Origin of the sequence: Burkholderia sp. MSh2 (assembly GCF_000731655.1) — a bacterium.
In the GTDB taxonomy this organism is placed as follows: Bacteria; Pseudomonadota; Gammaproteobacteria; order Burkholderiales; family Burkholderiaceae; genus Burkholderia; species Burkholderia paludis.
This window is the reverse complement of record NZ_JPGM01000021.1, coordinates 122352-147774: the sequence shown is the minus strand read 5'-3', so window position 1 is coordinate 147774 and position 25423 is coordinate 122352. Positions and strand designations below refer to the sequence as shown.

Here is a 25423-nt window from a genome sequence, read left to right as displayed (position 1 = left end):
ACCGAACTATCGGTCGACGAGAGGCCGGTCGACAGGGAGCCGATCGAGCTGGTGGCCGACGACAGGCCGGTCGACGTCGAGGTCGACAGCGACGTGATGGAGCTGTTGGCCGACGACAAACCGGTCGAGGTCGACGTGGACAGCGAGGTGATCGAGCTGTTGGCCGACGACAAGCCCGTCGACGTGGAAGTCGACAGCGACGTGACCGAGCTGTCGGTCGACGAGAGGCCGGTCGACAGCGAGCCGATCGAGCTGGTAGCCGACGACAAGCCGGTCGAGGTCGACGTGGACAGCGAGGTGATCGAGCTGTTGGCCGACGACAGGCCGGTCGACGTGGAAGTCGACAGCGAGGTCACCGAGCTGTCGGTCGACGAGAGGCCGGTCGACAGCGAGCCGATCGAGCTGGTGGCCGACGACAGGCCGGTCGACGTCGAGGTCGACAGCGACGTGATGGAGCTGTTGGCCGACGACAGACCCGTCGAGGTTGACGTCGACAGCGACGTGACCGAACTGTCGGTCGAGCTCAGACCAGTCGACAACGACGAGATTGCGCTGTCGGACGACGACAGCGTCGTCGACAGCGAATCGACGGCCATATTGGTCGCGTAGAGTTGCGAGCCATTGATGGCATCCGTGCTGGTCGAGGTGACCTGACCGGCTGCAACGTTCGTGATCTGACGCTCCGAACCCGGGGCGCCGACGCTGACGACGCTGGTGGGCGCACCACCCGCGAACGTGTAGGTCGAACCGCCGATCGTGCCGGTCGGCGTGGGGTTGGGCGCTGCAGTGATCGAACCGCTGCCGAGTGCGACGTCGCTGGCGTTGTTGGCCTTCGCACCGCTGCCGAGCGCAACACCATCTGTCGCGGCGGCGCTCGCGGTATCGCCGAATGCCAGCGCGCCCGCCGCACCTGCCACCGACATGTTGCCAAGCGCCACCGATCCTTGCCCGATCGCGGTGTTGCTGTTACCGATCGCCACTGCGCCGTTGGCCGCGTTGGCCGGCGTGGCGGTTTGCGTGCCGTCGCTGTTCGCGATGTTGTTCGCGCCGCCCGTGAACGCACCGGTACCCGACGCATAGCTCGGATCGCCGATCGCCACCGCGCCGTTGCCGCTGGCGACGTTGCCGGAGCCGATCGACACGGCCGTGCCGCCCGTTGCCGATGCGTTCTGACCGATCGCGACCGCGCCTGCCGACTGCGCGTTCGAACCGTTGCCGACCGCGACGCTGCTGGCGCCCGCCGCGCTGGCGTTCACGCCGGCGGCGAGGGCGTTGATGCCCGTGGCGCCGTCGTTGTTGTAGTTCGCCTGCTGCGTGCCGCCGTCGTTGACGCTGTAGTAGTGCGTCTTCGCGGCGTTGATCGCGGTCGAGGTCGAGGTTGACAGCGATGTCACCGAGCTGTTCGTCGTGCTCAGGCCGGTGGACAGCGAGGTGATACCCGTCGAGGTCGAGGTGGACAGCGACAGGATCGAGCTGTTGGCCGACGAGAGGCCGGTCGAGGTCGACGTGGACAGCGAGGTGACGGAGCTGTTGGTCGACGAGAGGCCGGTGGACAGCGAGGTGATACCCGTCGAGGTCGAGGTGGACAGCGACGTGATCGAGCTGTTGGCCGACGAGAGGCCGGTCGAGGTCGAGGTCGACAGCGAGGTGACGGAGCTGTTGGTCGACGAAAGGCCGGTGGACAGCGAGGTGATACCCGTCGACGTGGAGGTCGACAGCGACGTGATCGAGCTATTCGCCGAGGACAGGCCGGTCGAGGTCGAGGTCGACAACGACGTGACGGAGCTGTTGGTCGATGAAAGGCCCGTGGACAGCGAGGTGATACCCGTCGAGGTCGAGGTGGACAGCGACGTGATCGAGCTATTCGCCGAGGACAGGCCGGTCGAGGTCGAGGTAGACAACGACGTGACGGAGCTGTTGGTCGACGAGAGGCCCGTGGACAGCGAGGTGATACCCGTCGAGGTCGAGGTCGACAGCGACGTGATCGAGCTGTTCGCCGAGGACAGGCCGGTCGAGGTCGAGGTGGACAGCGAGGTGACGGAGCTGTTGGTCGACGAGAGGCCGGTGGACAGCGAGGTGATACCCGTCGAGGTCGAGGTGGACAGCGACGTGATGGAGCTATTCGCCGACGAGAGGCCCGTCGAGGTCGACGTGGACAGCGAGGTGATCGAGCTGTTGGCCGACGAGAGGCCCGTCGAGGTCGACGTGGACAGCGACGTGATGGAGCTATTCGCCGACGAGAGGCCGGTCGAGGTCGAGGTCGACAGCGACGTGACGGAGCTGTTGGTCGACGAGAGGCCGGTGGACAGCGAGGTGATACCCGTCGAGGTCGAGGTCGACAGCGACGTGATGGAGCTATTCGCCGACGAGAGGCCCGTCGAGGTCGAGGTGGACAGCGACGTGATCGAGCTGTTGGCCGACGAGAGGCCGGTCGAGGTCGACGTGGACAGCGACGTGATGGAGCTATTCGCCGACGAGAGGCCCGTCGAGGTCGAGGTCGACAGCGAGGTGACGGAGCTGTTGGTCGACGAGAGGCCGGTCGACAGCGAGGTGATACCCGTCGAGGTCGAGGTGGACAGTGACGTGATCGAGCTGTTGGCCGACGACAGACCCGTCGACGTGGAGGTCGACAACGACGTGATCGAGCTGTTGGCCGACGACAGACCCGTCGATGTGGACGTGGACAGCGACGTGACGGAGCTGTTGGTCGACGAGAGGCCGGTCGACAGCGAGCCGATCGAGCTGGTGGCCGACGACAGGCCGGTCGACGTGGAGGTCGACAGCGAGGTGATCGAGCTGTTGGCCGACGAGAGGCCCGTCGACGTGGAGGTCGACAGCGACGAAATGGCGCTGGTCGCGGTACCGACCTGCTGGGCGACCGAATAGAGCTGGCTGCCGTTGATCGCGTCGGTACTCGTCGCGGTTACCTGGCCGGCGGCGACGTTGGTGATTTGTCGCTCGTTGTTGAGGCTGCCGACGCTGACGGTGCCGACCGGCGAGGTGCCGGCGAATCCGCCGAACGTCACGCCGCCGACGGTCGCGCTGCTCGTGGCGACAGCGGGGGCGGTCTGCGCGCCGGTGCCGAGCGCGACGGAATCGTTCGTGCTGGCGACGGCGCCGCTGCCGATGGCGACTGCGTCGGTGCCGGTCGCGGTGCTGTCTGCGCCGGTCGAGTTCGCGTGGAAGTACTTGATGCCCTGGCTGTTGATGTTGTTGATCGCCGAGCCGACGCTGGTGGCGGTCGACGTCGTGCCGTTCGCGTTGTAGGTCGTGTATGCCGGCGCGGAGACCGTGCCGGTCGTCGGGTTGTACGTCGAGCCGCCGCCGAGTGCCGCCGCCGTGCTGTTGCCGAGGTTGTCCGTCTTGACCGTGACCGTGCTCAGGCCGGTGGACAGCGAGCCGATCGAGCTGGTGGCCGACGACAGGCCGGTCGACGTCGAGGTCGACAGCGACAGGACGGAGCTGTTGGTCGAGCTCAGGCCGGTCGACAGGGAACCGATCGAGCTGGTGGCCGAGGACAGGCCGGTCGACGTGGAAGTCGACAGCGACGTGATCGAGCTGTTGGCCGACGACAGGCCCGTCGACGTGGAGGTCGACAGCGAGGTGACCGAGCTGTTGGTCGACGACAGGCCCGTCGACGTGGAGGTCGACAGCGATGTGACCGAGCTGTTGGTCGACGAGAGACCGGTTGACAGGGAACCGATCGAGCTGGTGGCCGAGGACAGGCCGGTCGAGGTCGAGGTCGACAGCGAGGTGACCGAGCTATTGGTCGACGAGAGGCCGGTCGAGGTGGAGGTCGACAGCGAGGTGATCGAGCTGTTGGCCGACGACAGGCCGGTCGAGGTGGAGGTCGACAGCGACGTGATCGAGCTGTTCGCCGACGAGAGGCCCGTCGAGGTCGAAGTCGACAGCGAGGTTACCGAGCTATTGGTCGACGAGAGGCCGGTCGACAGGGAACCGATCGAGCTGGTGGCTGAGGACAGGCCGGTCGACGTGGAGGTCGACAGTGACGTGATCGAGCTGTTAGCCGACGAGAGGCCCGTCGAGGTTGAGGTCGACAGCGAGGTGATCGAGCTGTTGGCCGACGACAGGCCGGTCGAGGTCGACGTGGACAGCGAGGTGATCGAGCTGTTGGCCGACGACAGGCCGGTCGAGGTCGACGTGGACAGCGACTTAATCGAGCTGTTGGCCGACGACAGGCCGGTCGAGGTCGAAGTCGACAGCGAGGTAACCGAGCTGTTGGTCGACGAGAGGCCGGTGGACAGCGAACCGATCGAGCTGGTAGCCGAGGACAGGCCAGTCGACGTGGAGGTCGACAGCGACGTGATGGAGCTGTTGGCCGACGACAAGCCGGTCGAGGTCGACGTGGACAGCGACGTGATGGAGCTGTTCGCCGAGGACAAGCCGGTCGAGGTCGAGGTCGACAGCGAGGTGATCGAGCTGGTAGCCGACGACAGGCCGGTCGACGTGGAAGTCGACAGCGACGTGACCGAGCTGTTGGTCGACGAGAGGCCGGTGGACAGCGAACCGATCGAGCTGGTAGCCGACGACAGGCCGGTCGACGTGGAAGTCGACAGCGACGAAACCGAGCTGTTGGTCGACGAGAGGCCGGTGGACAGCGAGCCGATCGAGCTGGTGGCTGACGACAGACCCGTCGACGTGGAGGTCGACAGCGACGAGATCGAGCTGGTGGCCGACGACAGGCCGGTCGATGCCGAAGTCGACAGGCTCGTGATGCTCGACGTCGTCGTGCTCGCGACCGAGTACAGCTGGCTGCCGTTGATTGCGTCGGTGCTGGACGACGTGACGAGGCCTGCCGCGACGTTCTGGATGCGGCGCTCGTTGCCGGCCTGCCCGACGCTGACGACACCGCCAGCCGCTCCGGAGCCTGCAAAGTTGCCGAACGTCTGACCGCCGATCGTGGCGCTGCTGACGGTGTTGGTGCCGCCTGTGGCTGTCGTCTGCGCGCTGGTCGTCACGGAATGGGCGCCGAGGGCTACCGAGTTCGCGACGTTTGCGGTCGAATTCGAACCGATCGCGGTCCCGAAGTTGGCCGATGCGACGGTTGCCGGACCGACGGCGACCGCGCCAGAGGTGCCGCTGGCCGTCGAGCCGTTGCCCAGTGCGAGTGCGTCGCTCCCGGTCGCCACCGCATTGGCGGCGAAGCTGCCGGAGTTGCCGAATGCGATCGCGCCCGTACCGGTTGCGGTCGCGGAATTGCCGATGGCCACCGAACCGTTGGTGCCGGAGGCGGAGGCAGAACTGCCGAGTGCCACGGATCCGTTGAGCGCCGTGGCGGTGTTGCCCAGCGCGACGGAGCCCGTGCCGCTCGCCGTGTTGCCGGCGCCGATCGCAACCGCGCCGTTACCGATTGCAGATTGGTTCATGCCGATCGCAACTGCGCCGCTGGTCGTCGTGCCGGCGTTCGCCGTCGTACCCGATGAGCCGATTGCGACGTTCTGGCCATTTGCGCCGGAAACGACGCCGTCGCCCTGCGCGATACCGTACGCGCTGTTCACCGTCGCCCCGCGGCCGATCGCGATGCCGGACGTCGCGGTGGCGGCGACCGACGACTGGCCGCCGATCGAGATCGAATCCTGTGCGGCGGCCTGCGCGCCCGCGGTGGCGTTGCTGCCGATCGCGGTCGAGCCGACGCCGGATGCTTGCGTCTGGACGCCGTTCACCGCGCTGGTGCTGCCCAGGGCGGTTGCATAGTTGGCGGAGGCCTTCGTGCCGCTGCCGATGGCGGTCGCGAAACTGCCGGTCGCCGACGTGCCCTGGCCGAATGCGGACGCCGCGGTGCCGGTGGCCGACGCACCGGTGCCGAATGCCGTCGAGTTCGACCCGCTGGCGACTGTGTTGGTCGTCGAGTTGGCGCCGATGGCGATCGCGCCGGCGGCCGAGGCGGTCGGGCTCTGGCCCGGAACGCTCAGCCCGCTGGAGCCGGCGCCGATGGCGATCGACGTTGCGTTGGTCGCGACCCCGCCGCCGGCGCTGTACTGCGCGTGCGCGACGTTGCCGACGCCCGCCCCCGCGACGAGGATGGCCGTTGCAACGGCCTTCACGACGGCCGACTTGTTCGGCTTGCCCCTAGCCGTATCGTGTTCCGATGCGGCGACCCAAGCGCCAAGGGCCTCGTTCCAGATCGAGCGGTATGTGCGATTCATGTCCTGCTACCTCCAAATATGCACGCCACACACCGGTCTCTTTCGTTAGAGGAATACGCCGTGCGCTCGCGTGAAATCTAAAAATCGATGGGCGGAGTTTATTGGAGGCTGTTTTTTTAGATTGATAAAAAGTGATAAATAGCGGGTTTTGAAAGTTAAAGAATGGTTAATGGTGAGTGTTTCGATGGCTCGATGTCGAATATATTTGAAAGGTGCAGGAATGTGTCATGTAGGATTCGTGAGTTTTGGGGTTCATTCCTTTTTGTTCAGAATAATCAATGAGTTACGTGCGTTTTGTGCGAAAGATTACATATCGGGCGGCACCATTCGTAATACAAATGAAATGGCAAACGTTTGCGCACCTGACCGTTCTTTCGGTGGTGTAATGTTTGTTGATGTTCCGGTAGATATTGCAATTGGATTTTTGTCTATTTGTTAATTCCAGATTGGTTTTTATTTTTAATTGGGTTTATCTGATTAATCGAAAATCAATCCGTTTTGAAACGCCGGACTTCAGACTGTGCTGATTTGCGCATCGTGTCGGCAAGCGTTGCCCGCACGGCGGGCGTTCCGGGCGGTTGGCGCGTCAAACTTGTAAAAAAGTGCTACGGAATGGCTGACCCGGCCGGCATCATTCCGCTTTCGAATTTTTGTTATTGACAATATCGATGACGTTGGTATTCGGGCGGGATTGGAACGTGTGCCGGGCCGGCCGGCGAGGGCCGCCCACGGCAGACGTGCGCCGTCGGTCGACAGGTTGTTAAAGACACCGGCCGGCGAGGGCCGCGATCCTGGGGAACGGGCGGATTCCGGGTGGCAATTTGCCCACGCGAGGCGGGCGCGCCAGCGTGCTGAATAAAACGGGGTCTGAGTAAATGCGTGCAGGGCGGGCCGATTCGGCGGCCGGACCGGGCGATCCGGGTTCCGCCGGTGTTTCTGCCGTCGACGGTCGTTGCCTGGCGGTCCGACCGGGCGGCCAGGCAACCGGGCGATCGTCCGGCGCGGCGGGCTACTTCTTCCCGATGAACCGCAGTGCGAACCGCGCCATGCGTGGCACGAACATCGGGCGCAGCAGGCGCCTGTCGTAGCCGGCCATCCGCCGGTCGTTCTCGGCGAGGCACAGTTCGATCAGCTCGCGCGGGTTCAGCGCTTCGCCGATGTCGCCGGTGTTCGTCGCGGGGAAATTCGCATCGCGCGCAACGCCGTCGGTGTCGATGCCGCGCGCGATGCCGATGCGGTCCCGGATCAGGTGCACCCAGACGGCCGCGACGCGCGCGAAGAACCAGGGCCGGCGCCACCACGGCAGATTGCGCCAGTGCCACGCATACCAGTTCACGAAGAACAGGATATGGCGGCCTTCTTCCTGGATCACGGGTTCGAAGGTCTCGACGAGTTCGGGCGGGAAGAAGCCGGAGCGCTGCGCGGAACGGAACAGGCCGAACGCGAAGAAGCTGTCGATGCACTCGCTGAACCCCGTGAGCATCCACGACCATTCGGGATCCTTGGGCGCCGGGTAATCCGGCTCGGGCGCGAGGCGGATACCGTAGGCTTCGACGAGTTTCGACAGCACGACCTTGTGGCGGGCTTCCTCGCCGCCGTCCATCTCGAGCGCGCGGCGGAGCAGCGGATCGCCGACCGTCGCGGCGAACGTGGCGACGCGGATCGACGCGCGCCCTTCGGTCTGCACCGCGATGTCCCAGATCGGCAGCGACGTGAGCCGCTTGAGCTCGCCGGGGTTGAGTGCAGGCCAGTCGATCACGGCCGGCTTGTACGGGTTGTGTGTGTCGAGCAGCATGCGACAGAACATTTGCTGGTGCGCATCGGAACCGATCTTGACCGGACCTTGCTTCTCGAAGGTCCAGTTGCGCATTGCGTGATCCGCGGCTGCATGCTCTTCCTGCAGCGTGTCAGTCATGGCCGTTGTTATGCGATTACGGGGCGAAAGATTCTTGCATACCTGCCGTAAACGCGTATTTTCGTGCGGCCGTGCGTACGCCTGCGTGCCGGGCGTCAGGCGTGCGTGTCGACCCAGAGGCGGCCCCAGCGGGACGCGTAGGCCAGCGCGTGCTCTTCCTCGAAGAAGAAGTCGATCGCGTCGAACGACACGGAGCGCGGCGACGGGCCGCTGCTCGCCTTTGCGATCGTCAGGTTGGCGGCGAACAGCCCGTTCGGCAACCGGGCGGCGGCGGGGGCGACTTCATAGCCCTTGTAGCGGATCGTTCGGTTCATGGTGTGCGCGGAGAGAGTTCGGACGTTCAGCGTACGAAAACCCGCCCGCCGCGTGAACCAATCTTTCGGCCAATGCAAATCATGCGGCGGGCCGTATCGTTATCGGGGCAGGGAGAGGGCGGGGTGCGGGGAGAGGGCAGCCGGGCCAGGCGCCGGCGCGCGGCTCGTCGCCGCGGGGCCGAATGGACGCCGCCCGCGCCGGCGAATCGGATCGGCCGGGCGCGGGCGGTGGAAGCGGGCGATTACTGGTTGGCGATCTTCAGCACGGGGGCGAGCGCGTCGACCGATGCCGCGTGCGACGCCGCGCGATGCGAGGCGAACGCGAGCGCGAACTCGGCCGCTTGCGTGCCGACCGTCTCGAGTTGCGCGACGACCTTCGGATCCGAGCAGCTGTCGGCGCTTTCGAAGCGCGTTTCGAGCGTGTTTACGGTCGCGCCGAACGGCGTCGGCCAGCCGCGCAGCGCGTGCACGATCGAACGCAGCGACGTCAGCACGGTGCCGGCCGCCTGCCAGCCGTACGCGGTGACGATCAGGCCGACCGCGCGCCCGTCGAGATACGGGCGATCGTCGGCGCGCAGTTCCTCGAGGGTATCGAGCGCGTTCTTCACGAGGCCGGAGACGCCGCCGTGATAGCCGGGCGTCGCGATGATGATCGCGTCGGCCTGGCGCACGGTGTCGATCAGCTCGCGCTGCGCGTCGGTCAGCGTCTTGTGTTCGGGCGCGTAGTGCGGGAGCGTATGCAGGAACGGCCCGTCGAACAGGCGCGTGCGCGCACCGGCAGCCTGCGCGCCGCGCAGCGCGAACGACAGCGCGCGCTCGGTCGACGATGCTGCCCGGGTGGTACCGCCAATGCCGACGACGAACGGGCGGCGGTGTTGATCGAATGCAGTCAAGGGGCGCTCCTTGGGGATGGCTTGCCCGGCTAAGCACAGGCTTAAAAACCAGATGGTAACGACCCCGTCGCCACTCTGAAAACGACTTTTCGTTCTATCGATATGCCGGAAGCCGGGGGCAATCGTGTGCGCGGCCGCCCAGATCGATAGCAGAAATGCTTGGTTGGGGCCACGCGCCGCGGTCGATAAGATGGGCCCGTCTCCTCCATGATGTCTCTACTGACATGGGTTGGCCCCGCCACGCGGATGCAGGCGGGGCTTTTTTTCGTCCCGGCCGCGACGAGGGCGCGAGGCGCCGCGCCGTCGCCCGTTACGCGAACACCGGCCGGAAGAAGCTGCGTTCGTAGCTGACGATGCAGCGCGTTTCCTCGGCGTAGCGGAACGCGGCCTGGCAGGCCGGATCGTCCTTCGAGCGTTCGCGGTAGCGTTCGTATTCCGCGAGGCTCGGGAACGAGAACATCGCGAGCGCGATGTTGCTCGCCCCTTCGGACGGCAGGAAGTAGCCGTGATGCGTGCCGCCGAACTGCTCCACGAGCGGAATCCACATCTTGCCGTAGGTTTCGAACTGGTCGAGCTTGTACGGATCGACGACGTAGCGAAGGAAGCAGGTAATCAAGGCGGCGCACCGTTCGGCAGTAGGGGAGCGCGTCAGTCTGGAGCCGCCGCCGCGGCCTGTCAACGCCGATCACGGCGCGCCCGCGCCGCGCCGTCACGCGGGCGGCGCACCGTACATCCGCCGCAGTGCGAGATTGGTCTGCAGCACGTTGACGACCGGCTCGCCCGCGAGGCCCGCCAGCGGCGCGTGCGCGTCGCGCCGAAGCAGCGCGGCGATTTCCGCGCGGATCGATCCCGCCGGCCGTTTCGTGTCGCCCGCCCACGCGCCGGCGACGCGATCGAGCTGGAACAGCGCGTTCGCGAGCGTGATGTCCGGGTCGAGCCCCGAGCCCGACGTCGTCACGAAATCGCCGGGCACGTCCTGCAGCGCGACGTCGGCGTGATCCTGCCGCCAGGTGTCGAAGAAGATCGTCCGGATGTCCGTGCCCGCGTCGACGGGTTCGATCGCCGTCGTCTTCGTGCCGTCGGCGGCGACGTGCGCGACGGGCGCCGGAAACCTGCCCGGATACGCCGCCGAAAACCACTCGAAGTACGGCACAGCGAGGTCGGGCGCCTTCGGCTGCGGGGTCGACGGGTTCGCCGCGATCCACTGCTTCACCAAGTCCGGATGCCGTTTCGCCCAGGCGTCGACGGCCGCGGCGTGGGTCGCGTCGGCGCCGACCCATGCCTGCGCGAGCGCGTTGTGCGCGTCGGCCCACTGCGCGACCACGTGCGGCTTGCCGCCGGCCCGGTCGGCCCGGAACCAGCGCTCCACGTCCGGCGCGACGAGCTGGCCGGCCCGGGGGCCGTCCGCATGGCGCGCGACCGGCGCGATCGTGCGCGCGACGCGGTCGCGCAGCGCGTAGTTCGACGCCGCCAGCGCGGACGAACCCGACGCCGAGCCGTCGTACGACACGGCCGACGGCCGGCTCTGGAAGTATTCGTCGCGCGTGAACGGCTGCGCGATCAGCAGCGAGCCGACCGGCTTGCCGTCCGGGCCCGCGACGAGGCTGCCGTTCGCCTGGAACGGGAAGGCGGTCTGTCCGATCGTCCAGAGGATCGCCGGATAGATGCCGCACACCAGCACGACGATGAAGCCGAGCAGCCAGAGACTTTTCGACAGGTGGCGCAACATGGCACTCTCCCTCGGTTTCGCCGGCACGTCGTTCACGACACGAGGCCGAGCGTCGTCATCACGACATCGATCAGCTTGATCCCCGCGAACGGCACGATCACGCCGCCGAGTCCCCAGATCAGCAGGTTCCGGCGCAGCAGCGCGTCGGCGCCGAGCGGACGGTAGCGCACGCCCTTCAGCGCGACGGGGATCAGGAGCGGGATGATCAGCGCGTTGAAGATCACCGCCGACAGGATCGCCGACGTCGGCGAATGCAGGTGCATCACGTCCATCGCGCCGAGCCACGGCAAGGTGCCGGCGAACAGCGCGGGCACGATCGCGAAGTACTTCGCGACGTCGTTCGCGATCGAGAACGTGGTCAGCGCGCCGCGCGTCATCAGCAACTGCTTGCCGATCTCGATCACCTCGATCAGCTTGGTCGGGTCGCTGTCGAGATCGACCATGTTGCCGGCTTCCTTTGCGGCCTGCGTGCCCGAGTTCATCGCGAGCCCGACGTCGGCCTGCGCGAGCGCGGGCGCGTCGTTGGTGCCGTCGCCCATCATCGCGACGAGCTTGCCCTCGGCCTGCTCGTCGCGCAGGTACCGGAGCTTGCGTTCGGGCGTCGCTTCGGCGATGAACGTGTCGACCCCCGCGAGCCGCGCGATGGTCGCCGCGGTCAGCGCGTTGTCGCCCGTCACCATCACCGTGCGCAGACCCATGCTGCGCAGGTGGCCGATCCGCTCGCGGATGCCGGGCTTCAGGATGTCCTCGAGCACGACGACGCCCGCGATGTCGTTGCCGTTCGCGACGACGAGCGGCGTCGCGCCCTGCCGGCCGGCCTGCTCGAGGATCGGCGCGAGACCGTACGGCACGTCGCCGCCGCGTTCGCGCACCCAGGCGATCACCGCATCGGGCGCGCCCTTGCGGATCGTGCGGCCGTCGGGCAGGTCGATGCCGCTCATGCGCGACTGTGCGCTGAACGGGATCACGATCGCGCCAGCGGGCGCCGGATGCCCGCCCACGTACGGCGCGAGCGGCGACGCGACGGCGACGATGCTCTTGCCCTCGGGCGTCCGGTCGCCGAACGACGCGAGCGACGCCAGCCGCTTCAGTTCGTTCTCGTCCGCGCTGCCGACCGGCATGAAGCCGGTGGCGCGGCGGTTGCCGATCGTGATCGTGCCGGTCTTGTCGAGCACGACGGTGTCGATGTCGCCGGCCACCTCGACCGCCTTGCCGCTTTTCGCGATGATGTTCGCGCGCAGCGCGCGGTCCATGCCCGCGATGCCGATCGCCGCGAGCAGCGCGCCGATCGTGGTCGGTATCAGGCAGACGAGCAGCGCGACCAGCGTGGGCACGTCGGTGCCGAGGCTGTGCAGCGGCTCCGACAGGCCGAGGTAGCTCGTCATGTAGCGCTCGGCGTTCAGCGCCATCGGCCACAGCGGCACGACGACGATCAGGAAGATCAGCGTGAACGCGGACAGCACCAGCGTCAGCGCGATCTCGTTCGGGGTGCGTTGCCGCACCGCGCCCTCGACGAGCGCGATCATGCGGTCGAGGAACGATTCGCCGGGGCCGGCCGAAATGCGCACCGTGATCTCGTCGGACAGCACCGTCGTGCCGCCCGTGACGCCGGAGCGGTCGCCGCCCGCGTCGCGGATCACCGGCGCGGATTCGCCGGTGATCGCCGATTCGTCGACCGACGCGGCGCCCTCGACGATCTCGCCGTCGCCCGGGATCACGTCGCCGGCGCGGACCCGCACGAGATCGCCGCGGCGCAGCGCGCTCGACGGCACCGTCTCGCACGAGCGGTCGTCGCGCAGCCGGCAGGCCTGCGTGTCGTGCCGCGCGCGGCGCAGCGAATCGGCCTGCGCCTTGCCGCGCTCCTCGGCGATCGCGGTGGCGAAGTTCGCGAACACGACGGTCAGCGCGAGCCAGCAGAACAGCGCGATGAAGTACGTGAGCGGCGCCTGGCCGTGCGCGGCGCCGAGCATCATCTGCACGATGAACACGAGCGTCAGCATCGCGCCGATCTCGACGACGAACATCACCGGGTTCTTCCACTGGATGTCGGGCCGCAGCGTGATCAGCGACTGCCTGAGCGCGAGGCGCACCAGCGCCGGCGCGAACAGCCGGTCGCGCGGCGTGCGCGGCGGCTTCGGCGCGGCCGGCGGGGCGTGCAGGGTATCGGGCGTCAGGGGCGTGGTTTTCATGATGGTTCCGTCCTGAGGGCAGGGGAGCGGCGCGCGGTGTGCGTCATCCGCCGAACGGCATCGGTCCCAGGTGCTCCGCGAGCGGGCCGAGCGTCGCGACCGGCAGGAACAGCAGCGCGCCGACGATCGCGATCGTGCCGAGCAGCAGGAAGCCGAACGTCGCGGTGTCGTCGCGCATCGTGCCGAGCGTCGCCGGCGCGGTCTTCTTGCGGCCGAGGAACGCGGCCATCGCGACCGGCGCGACGATCGGCAGGTAGCGCGAGAACAGCATCACGAGGCCGGTCGACAGATCCCACTGCACGGCGGTCGGCGCCGGGTTCGGGTTCGCGTTCAGCCCGTAGTTGGTGCCGAGGCCGTCGAAAGCGGAGCCGTTGTTCGCGGATGCCGACGCGAACTGGTACGTGATCTCGGTAAAGCCGTGCGCGCCGGGGTTCGCCTCGGCCCGGGTGCCCCAGTCGGTCGCGGAGAACACGCCGGTCGGCCCGAGGATCAGGATCGGGTGCACGAGCAGCGCGATCATCGCGAGCTTCATCTCGCGCGCGCCGACCTTGCGGCCGAGGTACTCGGGCGTGCGCCCGACCATCTGGCCGGCGAGAAACACGCCGACGATCAGGAACAGCAGCAGGTTGATCATCCCGACGCCCTTGCCGCCGAACACGCAGTTGAGCCACATGCCGACCAGCGGCGACAGGCCCGCGAGCGGGTTCAGGCTGTCGTGCTCGGCGTTCACCGCGCCGCACGTGACGTCGGTGGTGATCGCCGCGAAGGTCGCGCCGGCCGACGTGCCGAAACGCAGTTCCTTGCCTTCGAGGTTGCCGAGATGCGGGTCGACCGGCAGCGCCGCGACCGGCGGGATCGTCACCGAATGCGCGGTGCCCGCGAGCGGGTACGTGCGCGCGACCGGGTGCGCGGTGAATGCCGGGTTCGGCTGCAGCGTGTCGAAGTACACGGCCCACGCGATCAGGCCGATCATCATCGACAGCATCACGCCGTAGATCACGACGGCATGTCGCATGCGGCGGAGCATGCGGCCGTACATCAGCACGAGCGAGAACGGGAAGATCATCATCGCGAGCGTCGTGATGAAGTTCGACAGCGCGCTCGGGTTTTCGTACGGATGCGCGGCGTTCATGCCGTAGAAGCCGCCGCCGTTGGTGCCGAGCATCTTGATCGGAATCACCGCCGCGACCGGGCCCACGACGAGCGTCTGCTGCTTCGCCTGGCCGTTGTCGGCCGTGCCCATCGCGGCCGGCTCGAGCGTCGTCACCTGCACGGCGCTCTGCAATGTCATCGGCATGCCTTCGTGAATGAAGATCGCGCCGAGCACGAGCGCGATCGGCACGAACATGTAGACGACCACGCGCCACATGTCGACGAAGAAGTTGCCGATCTCCGTCTGGCCGCGGAACAGCCGGATGATCGCGGTCAGCGCGCACAGCCCGACCGCCGCCGACAGAAACATGTTGGGCAGGATGAAGAAGATCTGGCTGAAGTTCGAGAGGTGCTGGTCGCCCGAATAGTGCTGCAGGTTCGTGTTGGTCATGAACGAGATGACCGTGTTGAAGATCGTCGACGGCGCGAGCATGCCGCGGCCGAGCGGGTTCAGCGGCATCAGCGGCTGGAGCGACAGGACGACGAAGCCGAACACGAACAGCGCGGCGTTGAACACGAGCAGCGCGACGGTGTACTGCTTCCAGTCCTGCCGGCCGCTGTCGAGCTTCGCCTCGAACCAGCGCAGCACGCGCGGCGCGCGATAGCGGCCGTCCATGATCCACGCCATGTAGCGGCTGAGCGGAATCGACACGGCGATCGCCGCGACGACGATCAGTAGCGGTAGGGTCCACATGGGCCATTCCCCCTGCGTCGGTGAAGTACGACGCGCAAATCGGGCACGCCGGCGCACGCCGGCGCCGGGACGTCAGAACCATTCCGGCCGGATCATCGCGGCGAACAGGTACACGAAGGCGAACGCGGCAACGATCGCGGCAAGCCAGGCCATGAGCGTCTCCTCAGATGCGTTCGCACGCATCGACGAACAGCAGGCACAGCACGAGGCTGCCGAGGCCGAGCGCGAACAGGAACGGCATCCAGAATGCGAGGTTCATCGCGTTTCTCCCGATGAAAATCGACGATTGCGTTGCTTCGGCCATCCCGTCGGCACGCGACGCGAAGTACGCGGACGGCCTGATCACGGTATAGAGCGGCGCAAATAAAAATGTCGTAAATCCGGTGCGGCGACGGCGCGCGGCCCGAAAGTTTTACGAGATTTTTTCTTGCGACGGCCACCGGCGCGCTCATAGACTTCCGGCATCCCAACCACGGAGCAAGGCAATGTCGATACCCTGGAACGCGATCGCCGAACGTACACCCGCCGCGCCGCCTTCGGTGTGCGCCGATCGGGTCATCGTGCGGCGTTTCGATCCGGCCATCGACAGCTATGCTCAACTCACGCCGATGCTGCACCGGGCGTTCGCGCGGCTCGGCGCAATGGGGCTCAACTGCACGTGCGTCGACCAGGACGAGGCCGTGACGCGCCGCCGCGCGGAAGCGGGCGAGTGCTATGTCGCCGTGTGCGGCGGGCGCGTGATCGGCACGGCCACGCTGTACGCGACCGATCCGTCGTCGGCCTGCGCGCTGTACCGTCGCGAAGGCGTCGCGAGCGTGCGGCAGGTGGCGGTGGACCCCGAGTGCCAGAGCCGCGGGATCGGCGCGTTGCTGCTGTCGTTCGCCGAGCAGTGGGCCGCGTCGCGCGGCTATGCGCTGCTCGCGCTGGATACGCCGCATCCCGCTGCGCACCTGCTGGCGTTCTACGGCGCGCAAGGTTTCGATGTCGTCGACGTGATGCGCTTCGACGGCAAGCGCTACGACAGCGCGATCCTCTGCAAGCGACCCGTCGCGCGTTGCGTGCGCCGCATGGCGCCGGCGTCGCGGATCGCCGCGCGCGTGGCGGCCGTACGGCGTCTCGCGTATGCGTTGCCGTTGCCGTTGCCGCGCGTGACTGCCGCGGCCCGGCGCGTGCGCCGCGGCGCAGGCTGGGCCGCCCGGCGCGCGGCCGGCGCCGCGAGCTGCCGCTCGTCGCCGTGGCGGCCGCGCCAGCACGGGCGCTACACGTTCGGCTGAACGTCGCGCACCGGTTCGTTTTCCTGTTTTGCCGCGTAAACGTCATGTGAGCGGAGTGTGGCGCTCCCGCTCGTGTACGGCCCTTGAGACACCCCCGCCGCGCTGCGGCGAAACCGACGTTTACGCGCTTTTTATACTTTGACGCGCTCCTTTGCCGCGATCTTCACGTGAACCTTCATAAGATGGTTTCGTGGAATCGGATGCCGCCGCGCCCATGCGCCGGCACAAGGAGAACCGCCATGTCTCTCGCACCCGTGACGGGCCCGCGCTCCGCGCAGCCGGGCCATGCGCGCACGGCCGCGCGCTCGATGTTCGATCCGGCGCTCGTGCGCCCGGCGATCGCCGATTCGTTCAGGAAACTCACGCCGCGCACGCAGTTCCGCAACCCGGTGATGTTCTGCGTATACGTCGGCAGCATCCTGACGACGATCCTGTGGGTCGCGGCGCTGGCCGGCCAGGCCGAGGCGCCGTCGGGCTTCATCCTCGCGATCGCGCTGTGGCTGTGGTTCACGGTGCTGTTCGCGAACTTCGCCGAGGCGCTCGCGGAAGGGCGCTCGAAGGCGCAGGCCGCATCGCTGCGCAGTGCGAAGCACAACGTCGTCGCGAAAAAGCTCGCGGCCGCGCACGCGAAGGCCGCCGTCGAGGTGATGGCGTCGACCGACCTGCGCAAGGGCGACGTCGTGCTCGTCGAGGCCGGCGACACGATCCCGGCCGACGGCGACGTGATCGAAGGCGTCGCGTCGGTCGACGAATCGGCGATCACCGGCGAATCCGCACCCGTGATCCGCGAATCGGGCGGCGACTTCTCGTCGGTGACGGGTGGCACGCGCGTGCTGTCCGACTGGATCGTCGTGCGGGTCGCCGTCAATCCGGGCGAGGCGTTCCTCGACCGCATGATCGCGATGGTCGAGGGCGCGAAGCGCAAGAAGACGCCGAACGAGATCGCGCTGACGATCCTGCTGGTGGCGCTGACGATCGTGATGCTGCTCGCGACCGCGACGCTGCTGCCGTTCTCGACGTTCGCGGTCGACGCGATGAAGGCCGGCCACGTGGTGACGATCACCGCGCTGGTCGCGCTGCTCGTGTGCCTGATTCCGACGACGATCGGCGGCCTGCTGTCCGCGATCGGCGTGGCCGGCATGAGCCGGATGATGCAGGCGAACGTGATCGCGACGTCGGGGCGCGCGGTGGAAGCGGCCGGCGACGTCGACGTGCTGCTGCTCGACAAGACCGGCACGATCACGCTCGGCAACCGCCAGGCGTCGGCGTTCGTGCCGGCGCCGTTCGTGACCGAGGAAGCGCTGGCCGATGCCGCGCAGTTGTCGTCGCTCGCCGACGAAACGCCCGAAGGCCGCAGCATCGTGGTGCTCGCGAAGCAGCGTTTCAACCTGCGCGAGCGGGACATGCAGGCGCTGCATCCGGTGTTCCTGTCGTTCAGCGCGCAGACGCGCATGAGCGGCGTCGACCTGTTCCCCGCGGGGGCGTCGCCCGGCGCGCCCGGCCGCGAGATCCGCAAGGGCGCGGCCGATGCGATCGTCCGCTACGTCGAGGCGCACGGCGGTCGCGTCACGCGCGAGGTCGAGGCGGTCGTGACCGATATCGCCCGTCGCGGCAGCACGCCGCTCGCCGTGGCCGAGCGGTGCGAAGGCGTCGCGCGCGTGCTCGGCGTGATCGAGCTGAAGGACATCGTGAAGGGCGGCATCAAGGAGCGCTTCGCGGAACTGCGCAAGATGGGCATCAAGACCGTGATGGTGACGGGCGACAACCGGCTGACGGCCGCGGCGATCGCGGCGGAAGCGGGTGTCGACGACTTCCTCGCGGAAGCGACGCCGGAAACCAAGCTCGCGACGATCCGCGAGCATCAGGCGGCAGGCCGCCTCGTCGCGATGACGGGCGACGGTACGAACGACGCGCCGGCGCTCGCGCAGGCCGACGTGGCGGTGGCGATGAACACCGGCACGCAGGCGGCGAAGGAAGCGGGGAACATGGTCGACCTCGACTCGAACCCGACGAAGCTGATCGAGATCGTCGAGATCGGCAAGCAGATGCTGATGACGCGCGGCTCGCTGACGACCTTCTCGATCGCGAACGACGTCGCGAAGTACTTCGCGATCATCCCGGCCGCGTTCGCGACGACCTATCCGCAATTGCGCGTGTTCGACGTGATGCACCTCGCGTCGCCGGCGTCCGCGATCCTGTCGGCGGTGATCTTCAACGCGCTGATCATCGTCGCGCTGATTCCGCTGGCGCTGAAGGGCGTGCGCTATCGTCCGCTCGGCGCGGCGCCGCTGCTGCGCCGCAACCTGCTGATGTACGGCCTCGGCGGCGTGCTGCTGCCGTTCCCGTTCATCAAGCTGATCGACATGGTGCTGGTCGCATGCGGATGGGCGTGAAGATGAATGCACACGGTAACGCGCGCGTATGCGCGCGCGACGCGCGGGACGGAGGCGCCGCCGCATGAGCGAACCGACCGTCGTCATCGCGATCGTCGACGAAGACAGGTTCATCCGGCATTTCGTCCACGTCGCGCTGAGGGCCGTACACATGCACGTGTGCGAGGCCGCGACCGGCGCCGCCGGCGTGGCGCTGGTCGCCGCGCGCCGCCCCGACCTGATCGTCGCGGACACGAACCAGCCCGACCTCGGCGGCATCGATCTGATCCTCGCGCTGCGCGCGTGCTCGGCCGTGCCGCTGATCGTGCTGTCGGCGCTGAATGCGGAGAGCGACAAGGTGGCCGCGCTCGACGCGGGCGCGGACGACTACCTGACCAAGCCGTTCGGCGCGGCCGAGCTGATTGCCCGCATTCGTGCGCACCTGCGGCGGCAGGCCGGCGGCGGGCGCATCGACGCGGTGCGCGTGCGCTTCGGCGACGTGAGCGTCGATCTCGTCGAGCGCGAGGTGCTGCGCGGCGGGGCGCGCGTGCATCTGAGTCCGATCGAATTCCGGCTGCTGGCCGCGCTCGCGCATCACGCGGGACGGCTGCTCACGCACGACCGTCTGCTGAACGAGGTGTGGGGAGCGGCGCACGGCAAGAACGCGCACTACCTTCGCGTGTACGTCGGCCACCTGCGGCGCAAGCTCGAGTGCGATCCGCGGCGGCCCGCGTACATCCTCACGGAGACGGGCGTCGGCTACCGGCTCGCGGTGGCCGCATAGCGGGTCGCGCTTACGGGTTGGCGGCGGTCCGCAGCGCGTCGTTCGCCGCGTCGTTCGGGCGGCGCAACTGCGCGTCGAACTGCTGCACGCGCAGCGCGACGCGCTGCGCATAGCGCTTCGTGCCGCCGTTGTAGCGCACGAGCGCGGTTTCGACGTCGCCGTCCGCATCGTCGAGATAGCCGCGGAAGATGGCCGCGCCGATCCGCACGTTGGTGGCCGGGTCGGACAGGTCCTTCACATGCGCGACGAGGTCGCGATGGGCGGTCGGCAGCACTTGCATCAACCCGCGCGCGCCGGCGACACTGACCGCGCGGCGATCGAAACCGGACTCGACCGCGATGATCGCGAGCAGCAGCGCCGGCGCGAGACCGTAGCGATCCGATTCGGTCTGCACCGCGCGGGCGATCGCGCGTGCGTCCGCATACGCGACATGAAAGCGGTCGCGCAGCGTTGCGACGATCGCGTCGAGCGCCGGGGGAAGCGCGGCTTGCGGCGCGCTGGCGGCGGCGACGGGCGCCGCCGGCATGTCGTCGGCATGCGCGGGCAACGCGGCCGACAGCGACAGCGCGAGCGTGAGACACGGCAGAAGCCGTCGTGGCGGCAGGGCCGTGCGCTTGCGCGGCACCGGCCGGTCGTGCGATGAAGGGGTTGCCTGCATGTCGTCGCATCGTGGTTCCGATGCGACGACTGTACGCAGTTATGCGTTGCGACCGTCGAAAGAAACGGGCGCGCCCGATAAACGGCGCATAAAGACGGGCGGGGCCCGGCGGCGCGGCGTCACGCGTCGCGGCCGGGCGTGTCGTGCCCGCCCCTGGCCAGGCGCCATGCAATCGTGCCGAGCATGCCGACCGCGACGACCAGCGCGCCCCATAGCACGTAGCGGCGTGTCGCATCGGTTCCGGCGGCCGGCGCGGGCGCGACGGCCGATACCGGCAACGCCGCGCCCACGCGGGCGGGCCGCACTTCGGGCGCCATCCCGACCAGCAGCGCGTCGCGGCTCACGGCCGACGATGCGAGCGACGCGTCGCCGACCCCGAGCGTGAACGGCGGCGCGCCGCGCGCGACGAAGGTCAGCGCGGCCGGGTGCCAGCCAATCGCGACGGCGGGCTGCCCGCCGCCGAAGCCGCCGTTGCGCATGTCGACGACGATCCGCCACGCGCGATCCGTATCCGCCGCGAATTCGAGCGGCGGATTGCGTTGTTCGCCGGCCTTGCCCTGCAGCCGGAACAGCACCGCGCCCGCCACGTCGCGCCACGGCGACTGCGTGTCGGCGCGGCTCTGCAGCGTCGCGCGCGCGACGGTGTTCGGCTGCGGCAGGTCGATGCGCACGCGGTCGACCGGATACGCGCCGTCGGTGTCGAACAGATATTCGCCGGGCGCGCTGCCGGCCCGCACGCGCACGGCGTTGCGCCACAGGCGCGGCACGGACGCGGCGTCGGTCCCGCGTGCGTCGCGCGGGTGCGTTTCGACGTCGATCGACGCGATCGCGGGTGCGCCGTCGGGCCAGTCGAGCCGCAGGTAGCGCGGCGCCGCGCCGTCGAGCGCGATGCGCTCCTGCACCAGCATGTCGTCGCCGTGGCCGACCTTCAGCAACTCGGTGCCGCCGAGTGGCCGCCAGCTGCGCAGATCGTCGCTCGCCTCGACCGCGACGCGCCCCTGGTAGGTGTCGTCGCCCACGTGCACGAGCAGCGCGTCGAGGGTGCCGTCCGTATGCGACAGGTCGACGAGATCCGCGCCGTGCCGCGCGCGCGCCGGCGCGGCGACGGCCGCACGCAGCGCACCGTCCGGGCCGACCGTCACGCCGAGCGGCGCGGCGCCGTTGTCCGCCCGGGCGGGCGGCAGCGGGAACCAGTGCACCGGCGTGCGCACCGGCGGCACGGCGGGCGCGGCCGCGGCCGGCGCGTCGAGCGAATACGGCACGGGTTCGTCCGCGCCGTTGAAGATGCGCAGGTCGCCGAGATCGTCGCGCCGGCTTGCCGCATACACGGATTGCGGCACGGTGAGCTGGTAATACGCGGCGCTGCCGTCGAGGTCGAGCGCGAAGCGCTGCGCGACGCCTTCGGCGTGCGCGGGGACGAGGGCCGCCGCGAACGACGCGAGCAGGCACAGTCCGGGCAGGGCGGCGGGTGGTTTCATCGCGGGTCGTCCCGTTGCGCCGCGGCCTTCGGCGGCAGCGGCGAGAAATAGCCGATCAACAGCAGCAGCACGCCGATGCCGATGAACGATACGATGCGCTCGATGCCGGTCACGTGCGACAGGTCGAACAGGAACAGCTTGACGACCGTGAGCGCGAGCAGCGCGGCGCCGACGAGCCACAGCGGGCGCAGCCCGCGGCGCGTGGCCCAGATCGTGATCGCGAGCGCGCAGAGCGTCCAGTACACGGACACCGACGCCTGCACGAGCGTCGATTCCGCCAGCGCGTCGAGCCGGTACGGCACACCGGCCCAGTGATGCAGCGTGCGCAGCAGGATCGCGTTCAGCCACAGGAACGCGGTCACGCCGGCCGCGCTCAGCAGTTCGACGCGATAGCGGCCGAACGACCAGCCGAGCTTGCGGGTGCGCGCGAACCACGACGCGGTGAGCGCATAGACGACCGCGAGCACGAGATCGAGCGGGTTGAAGAGCGGCACGCGCGCCCAGCTTCCGCCGTCCTGCGTGACGTTCGCGTAAAAGGTCCACACCCACATCACGACGACGAGCGGCAGCGACGCGAGCGCGCACGTGCGGGCAATGCCGTCGCGGCGCGTCAGCCACATCCCGGCAAACGCGAACAGGCTCCAGCCGACCATGAACACCTGCTGGACGGCGAACGACGACAGCACGGTGTCGATGTCGTAGGCCTGGTTGAAGCCATGATGCAGCGTGCGCAGCATCAGCGCGTTGAACCACAGGAACACGGTCGCGATCGCCGCGTAATCGACGGCGCGCGGGTGCCACGCGACGCCGAGCGTCTTCAGGCGGCGCAGCCACGCAGCAACGGCGACGAACGCGAGGCCCTGCGCGACGTCGAGCGGGTTGAGCAGCGGCAGCCAGAACAGCGGCGACGCATCGCCGTCGCTGCTCGCGCTGGCGATGCTCCACAGCCACAGCAGCGCGGCGAGCGGCGCGGCGCCCCACACCTGGTACGCGCGTGGGAAGGCCGCGACGGGCCAGCGCAGGCGCGAGCCGGGGCCCGACACCAGCAGGAGCAGCGTGCCGAAGCCGTACGCCCACGCGCTCCAGCTCCAGGCGCCTTCGGGGACGAACGCGCGCAGGCGCCAGAAGCCTTCGAGCGACAGCAGCGCGCCCACCGTCCAGAACGTCAGCGTATGCAGCGGCGCGACGACGCCGGCGGCGACGCCCGGCACGAAGCCGGGCGCCGCGCGCTGCGCGGGATCGGCGCTTGCCGTGCCGCGCGACTGCCGCCACAGCAGCGCAAGCCCCGCGCCGGCGGCGACGGGCCACGCGAACGCGCCCATGCCCGACAGCGGCGCTTCGTGTACGTCGAACGCGCGCAGCGCGAGCAGCGCCAGCACCGGCGTCAGCGCGAGCGCGGGCCATTCGGCGAGCGGCCAGGCGAGCCGGCGGCGCGCGACGTGCGCGAGCCAGGCGGTGCCGGCCGCGAACAGCGCGGTCGTATCGACGACGAAGCGGTCGGCATGCAGGTCGACGTGACGGCTCGCGTACACGAGGATCTCGTGCAGCCCGCCGCTGACCCACCACAGCAGCCCCCACGCCGCGGCCGCGGCGCCGATTTCGGGCATCCACGCGTGCCACGCGCGCGCTTGCGGGCGCCCGTGCAGCCACCAGCCGGTGAACAGGCCGGCCAGCGCGATCAGCAGCATCGCGACGAACGGGCTGTTGAGCACCGGCAGCGCGGCGGCGTCGGCCTGCCCGAGCAGGCTCGTGAAGAACGCACCGGCCGCGGCGACCTGCATCAGCAGCCCGAAGCCGAACCGCAGCATGCGCTTCTCGCGCACGCCGAGCCACACGATGGCCGCGCCTTCGATCGCCCACGCCGCGCTGGTCGTCGGGCCCGAGAACGCGAGCGGCACGGCCAGCGTCGCGAAGATCACCGCGAGCGCGAGCATGGATTCGAACAGCAGCGCGAGACGGTCGCGGCGCCGCGCGAGCCAGGCGGCGACCGCGACGTAGAACGCCGACAGCGCGACCGCGCTCCACGCGAGCCCGAACGGCAGGTCCTTCACGAGCGAGGCCTGCAGCGCGGTCGCGACGATCGGCGTGCCGAACACGAGCGTGCCGTCCACGTAGTGCCGCAGCGCAAGCTCGCGCTTCACCGCATACAGCAGCGCGATGCTGACATACATCAGGAAGAACAGCACGAGGAACGGCTCGGTGCTCGCGAACAGCGCGGGGCGGTAGGCCGTCACGCCCCACGCCGTGCCGATCGTGAAGGTGAACACGAAGCCCAGCAGGTTCAGCGGACGCCAGGCCTTGAACCACGCGATCGCGAAGATCCCTGCGTTCAGCAGCGCGTAGTAGCTGAACAGCGCGACGTGGTTGCCCTGGCCGGTCGACAGCAGCACCGGCGCGAGAAAGCCGCCGCCGCTGCCCATGAACGCGAGCGGCAGCGCGTCCTGGCGCACCGCGAGGAACGCGCTCAGTGCGCAGACCGCGACCATCAGCGGGAACGCGGCGCCGATCGGCAGCAGCGCGTACAGCTTGGTCGCGGCGAAGATCGTCAGGTACAGGATGCCGACGCCGCCGCCCTGCAGCACGAGGCCGTACGCGGCGCGGCGCCCGCGCACGCGCCAGCCGAGCGCGAGCAGCGCGGCCGCGCCGAGCGCCGTGCCCGCGAGGCGGAATTCGATCGGCAGCATGTTGTTGTCGGCCGCGTACTTGAGCAGGAACGCGACGCCGAAGAACAGCACCACGATCCCGACGCGCACGACCGTGTTGCCGCCGAGCAGCCAGTCGCGCGCGGCGCGGAAGGCGCGCTCGGCGATGCCGGGTTCACGGGGCGCGGGCGGCGCGGGCGGACGCGGCGCGGCGTAAGCGGGCGCGTCGCTCGCCGGCGCGCGTGCGGCCGGCGCCGGCACGGTCGCGTGCACCGGCTCCGGCGCGGGGGCCGATGCGAATGCGGGCGAGGCCGCACGCGCCGCGGCGGATGGCGCGATCGGGCGCGGCGGCAGGGCGGCGGGCGGCGGGACAGCGGCGGGGACGGATGTGGTGCCGGCGGCGCCCGCGGGCGTGAACGCCGTGGCGCCGGTCGTTGCCGAACCGGCCTGCGTGCCGGCCAACTGGCCGCGCAGCGACGCGATCTCGCGCGTCAGCGTCTCGACGGTCGCTTCGAGGCGCGCGACGCGATCGGCGAGCGGGACGTTCGGGGCCGCGGGCGGTTGCTGCATCGCGTGCGGCGCGGATGCCGCGGCCTTGCGCTTGCGCTGTTGCCGCGTGTGATCGAGACAGAACCCGATCGCGGCGCCGAGCAGTGCGCCGTTGGCGGCGGAGAAATCCCCGATCAATGCGGCAATCCCGCCCACGATGAAGCCGATTGCGGTAAACGCCCAATTCATCTCGCCTTGCTCCCTCTCTCGTATCGTTATCGGCCGTCGGCCGGACGCCTGCCGATCGAGGCGGTGCCGGCAAGGCCGGCAGGCGAACCGGCAGGCGCGGCGAACAGCGGTGGCTGGCGCGGCGGCCTGCGCGCGCTCAGCCTGTTGGCGGGGAATGTATCACAGCGGCCTGAGCGGATTTTCCCGGTTGGCGCGGTATCGCGGGATGCGTCTTCCGGTGTCGTCAGGCGCCTTTCCGCACGGTCATGCTTTTCATCGGCGAATGCGGTCCGTGCTTTCGTCTGAACCGCCCGGCTTCGGATCGGACGTGAAATTGTCGCAAAACGACCTGCGCCGGATGCGCATGGGCGCAAGATTTGGCGCGATGCGCGGCCCGCTGCTGCGCACAAGTCCGGTGTGCGATGCCCGCCGTTGCTGGCCGTGC

At 68.9% G+C, this 25423-nt stretch carries 14 protein-coding genes and 1 pseudogene; 3 read left to right on the top strand and 12 right to left on the bottom strand.

Annotation, left to right across the window (positions count from 1 at the left end; genetic code table 11):
• Positions 1-281: 281 nt before the first annotated feature.
• The 9 genes and pseudogenes from GQ57_RS41645 to GQ57_RS44350 all read right to left on the bottom strand — a co-directional run.
• Positions 282-6167 (bottom strand): annotated as a pseudogene (locus tag GQ57_RS41645) (ESPR-type extended signal peptide-containing protein); the annotation flags it as partial.
• Between the two features lie 1009 nt (positions 6168-7176).
• A complete protein-coding gene (locus tag GQ57_RS14655) occupies positions 7177-8082 on the bottom strand; it encodes a hypothetical protein (protein ID WP_031403598.1) in 906 nt (301 codons plus the stop codon).
• A gap of 95 nt (positions 8083-8177) precedes the next feature.
• Positions 8178-8396: a hypothetical protein gene (locus GQ57_RS14650; protein WP_021157097.1), complete on the bottom strand. Its 219-nt coding sequence runs from the start codon at positions 8394-8396 to the stop codon at positions 8178-8180.
• Positions 8397-8638: 242 nt separating this feature from the next.
• Positions 8639-9289, bottom strand: coding sequence for an NADPH-dependent FMN reductase (locus GQ57_RS14645; RefSeq protein ID WP_034198219.1), 651 nt, complete (start codon positions 9287-9289; stop codon positions 8639-8641).
• 310 nt (positions 9290-9599) lie between these two features.
• Positions 9600-9905, bottom strand: a complete 306-nt coding sequence (locus GQ57_RS14640) for an NIPSNAP family protein (RefSeq protein WP_031403596.1) — start codon at positions 9903-9905, stop codon at positions 9600-9602.
• A gap of 93 nt (positions 9906-9998) precedes the next feature.
• Positions 9999-11018 carry a potassium-transporting ATPase subunit C gene (locus GQ57_RS39375; RefSeq protein WP_031403595.1) on the bottom strand — a complete coding sequence of 340 codons (1020 nt, stop codon included), beginning with the start codon at positions 11016-11018 and terminating at the stop codon, positions 9999-10001.
• 32 nt (positions 11019-11050) lie between these two features.
• Positions 11051-13207, bottom strand: a complete 2157-nt coding sequence (gene kdpB / locus GQ57_RS14625; protein WP_031403594.1) for a potassium-transporting ATPase subunit KdpB — start codon at positions 13205-13207, stop codon at positions 11051-11053.
• A 43-nt stretch (positions 13208-13250) separates the two neighbouring features.
• Complete coding sequence (gene kdpA, locus GQ57_RS14620) at positions 13251-15053, bottom strand: potassium-transporting ATPase subunit KdpA (RefSeq protein WP_034198218.1); 1803 nt, start codon at positions 15051-15053, stop codon at positions 13251-13253.
• 72 nt (positions 15054-15125) lie between these two features.
• Positions 15126-15206: a potassium-transporting ATPase subunit F gene (locus tag GQ57_RS44350; RefSeq protein ID WP_075123119.1), complete on the bottom strand. Its 81-nt coding sequence runs from the start codon at positions 15204-15206 to the stop codon at positions 15126-15128.
• Positions 15207-15538: 332 nt separating this feature from the next.
• Here GQ57_RS44350 and GQ57_RS14610 point away from each other — a divergent pair, with 332 nt between their 5' ends.
• From GQ57_RS14610 to GQ57_RS14600, 3 genes are all read left to right on the top strand, one after another.
• A complete protein-coding gene (locus GQ57_RS14610; RefSeq protein WP_034198217.1) occupies positions 15539-16327 on the top strand; it encodes a GNAT family N-acetyltransferase in 789 nt (262 codons plus the stop codon).
• 308 nt (positions 16328-16635) lie between these two features.
• Entirely contained in the window at positions 16636-18720 is a 2085-nt protein-coding gene (kdpB, locus tag GQ57_RS14605) for a potassium-transporting ATPase subunit KdpB (protein ID WP_034198223.1), read from the top strand.
• 64 nt (positions 18721-18784) lie between these two features.
• Positions 18785-19483, top strand: a complete 699-nt coding sequence (locus GQ57_RS14600) for a winged helix-turn-helix domain-containing protein (protein WP_034198216.1) — start codon at positions 18785-18787, stop codon at positions 19481-19483.
• Positions 19484-19493: 10 nt separating this feature from the next.
• Here GQ57_RS14600 and GQ57_RS14595 read toward each other — a convergent pair whose 3' ends face one another.
• From GQ57_RS14595 to GQ57_RS14585, 3 genes are all read right to left on the bottom strand, one after another.
• Complete coding sequence (locus tag GQ57_RS14595; protein ID WP_081895043.1) at positions 19494-20141, bottom strand: lytic transglycosylase domain-containing protein; 648 nt, start codon at positions 20139-20141, stop codon at positions 19494-19496.
• 119 nt (positions 20142-20260) lie between these two features.
• Positions 20261-21619 carry a DUF3999 domain-containing protein gene (locus GQ57_RS14590; RefSeq protein WP_031403705.1) on the bottom strand — a complete coding sequence of 453 codons (1359 nt, stop codon included), beginning with the start codon at positions 21617-21619 and terminating at the stop codon, positions 20261-20263.
• Positions 21616-24999, bottom strand: a complete 3384-nt coding sequence (locus tag GQ57_RS14585; RefSeq protein ID WP_034198215.1) for a DUF2339 domain-containing protein — start codon at positions 24997-24999, stop codon at positions 21616-21618. The genes GQ57_RS14590 and GQ57_RS14585 overlap by 4 nt, the downstream gene beginning before the upstream one ends.
• Positions 25000-25423 lie beyond the last annotated feature (424 nt).

What these genes read in the sequence shown, in the direction of transcription:
- kdpB (WP_031403594.1), bottom strand. Translation starts at nt 13,207, where the DNA reads ATGAAAACCACGCCCCTGACGCCCGATACCCTGCACGCCCCGCCGGCC.
- GQ57_RS14595 (WP_081895043.1), bottom strand. Translation starts at nt 20,141, where the DNA reads ATGCAGGCAACCCCTTCATCGCACGACCGGCCGGTGCCGCGCAAGCGC.
- GQ57_RS14590 (WP_031403705.1), bottom strand. Translation starts at nt 21,619, where the DNA reads ATGAAACCACCCGCCGCCCTGCCCGGACTGTGCCTGCTCGCGTCGTTC.
- GQ57_RS44350 (WP_075123119.1), bottom strand. Translation starts at nt 15,206, where the DNA reads ATGGCCTGGCTTGCCGCGATCGTTGCCGCGTTCGCCTTCGTGTACCTG.
- kdpB (WP_034198223.1), top strand. Translation starts at nt 16,636, where the DNA reads ATGTTCGATCCGGCGCTCGTGCGCCCGGCGATCGCCGATTCGTTCAGG.
- GQ57_RS39375 (WP_031403595.1), bottom strand. Translation starts at nt 11,018, where the DNA reads ATGTTGCGCCACCTGTCGAAAAGTCTCTGGCTGCTCGGCTTCATCGTC.
- kdpA (WP_034198218.1), bottom strand. Translation starts at nt 15,053, where the DNA reads ATGTGGACCCTACCGCTACTGATCGTCGTCGCGGCGATCGCCGTGTCG.
- GQ57_RS14585 (WP_034198215.1), bottom strand. Translation starts at nt 24,999, where the DNA reads ATGAATTGGGCGTTTACCGCAATCGGCTTCATCGTGGGCGGGATTGCC.
- GQ57_RS14600 (WP_034198216.1), top strand. Translation starts at nt 18,785, where the DNA reads ATGAGCGAACCGACCGTCGTCATCGCGATCGTCGACGAAGACAGGTTC.
- GQ57_RS14610 (WP_034198217.1), top strand. Translation starts at nt 15,539, where the DNA reads ATGTCGATACCCTGGAACGCGATCGCCGAACGTACACCCGCCGCGCCG.
- GQ57_RS14655 (WP_031403598.1), bottom strand. Translation starts at nt 8,082, where the DNA reads ATGACTGACACGCTGCAGGAAGAGCATGCAGCCGCGGATCACGCAATG.
- GQ57_RS14650 (WP_021157097.1), bottom strand. Translation starts at nt 8,396, where the DNA reads ATGAACCGAACGATCCGCTACAAGGGCTATGAAGTCGCCCCCGCCGCC.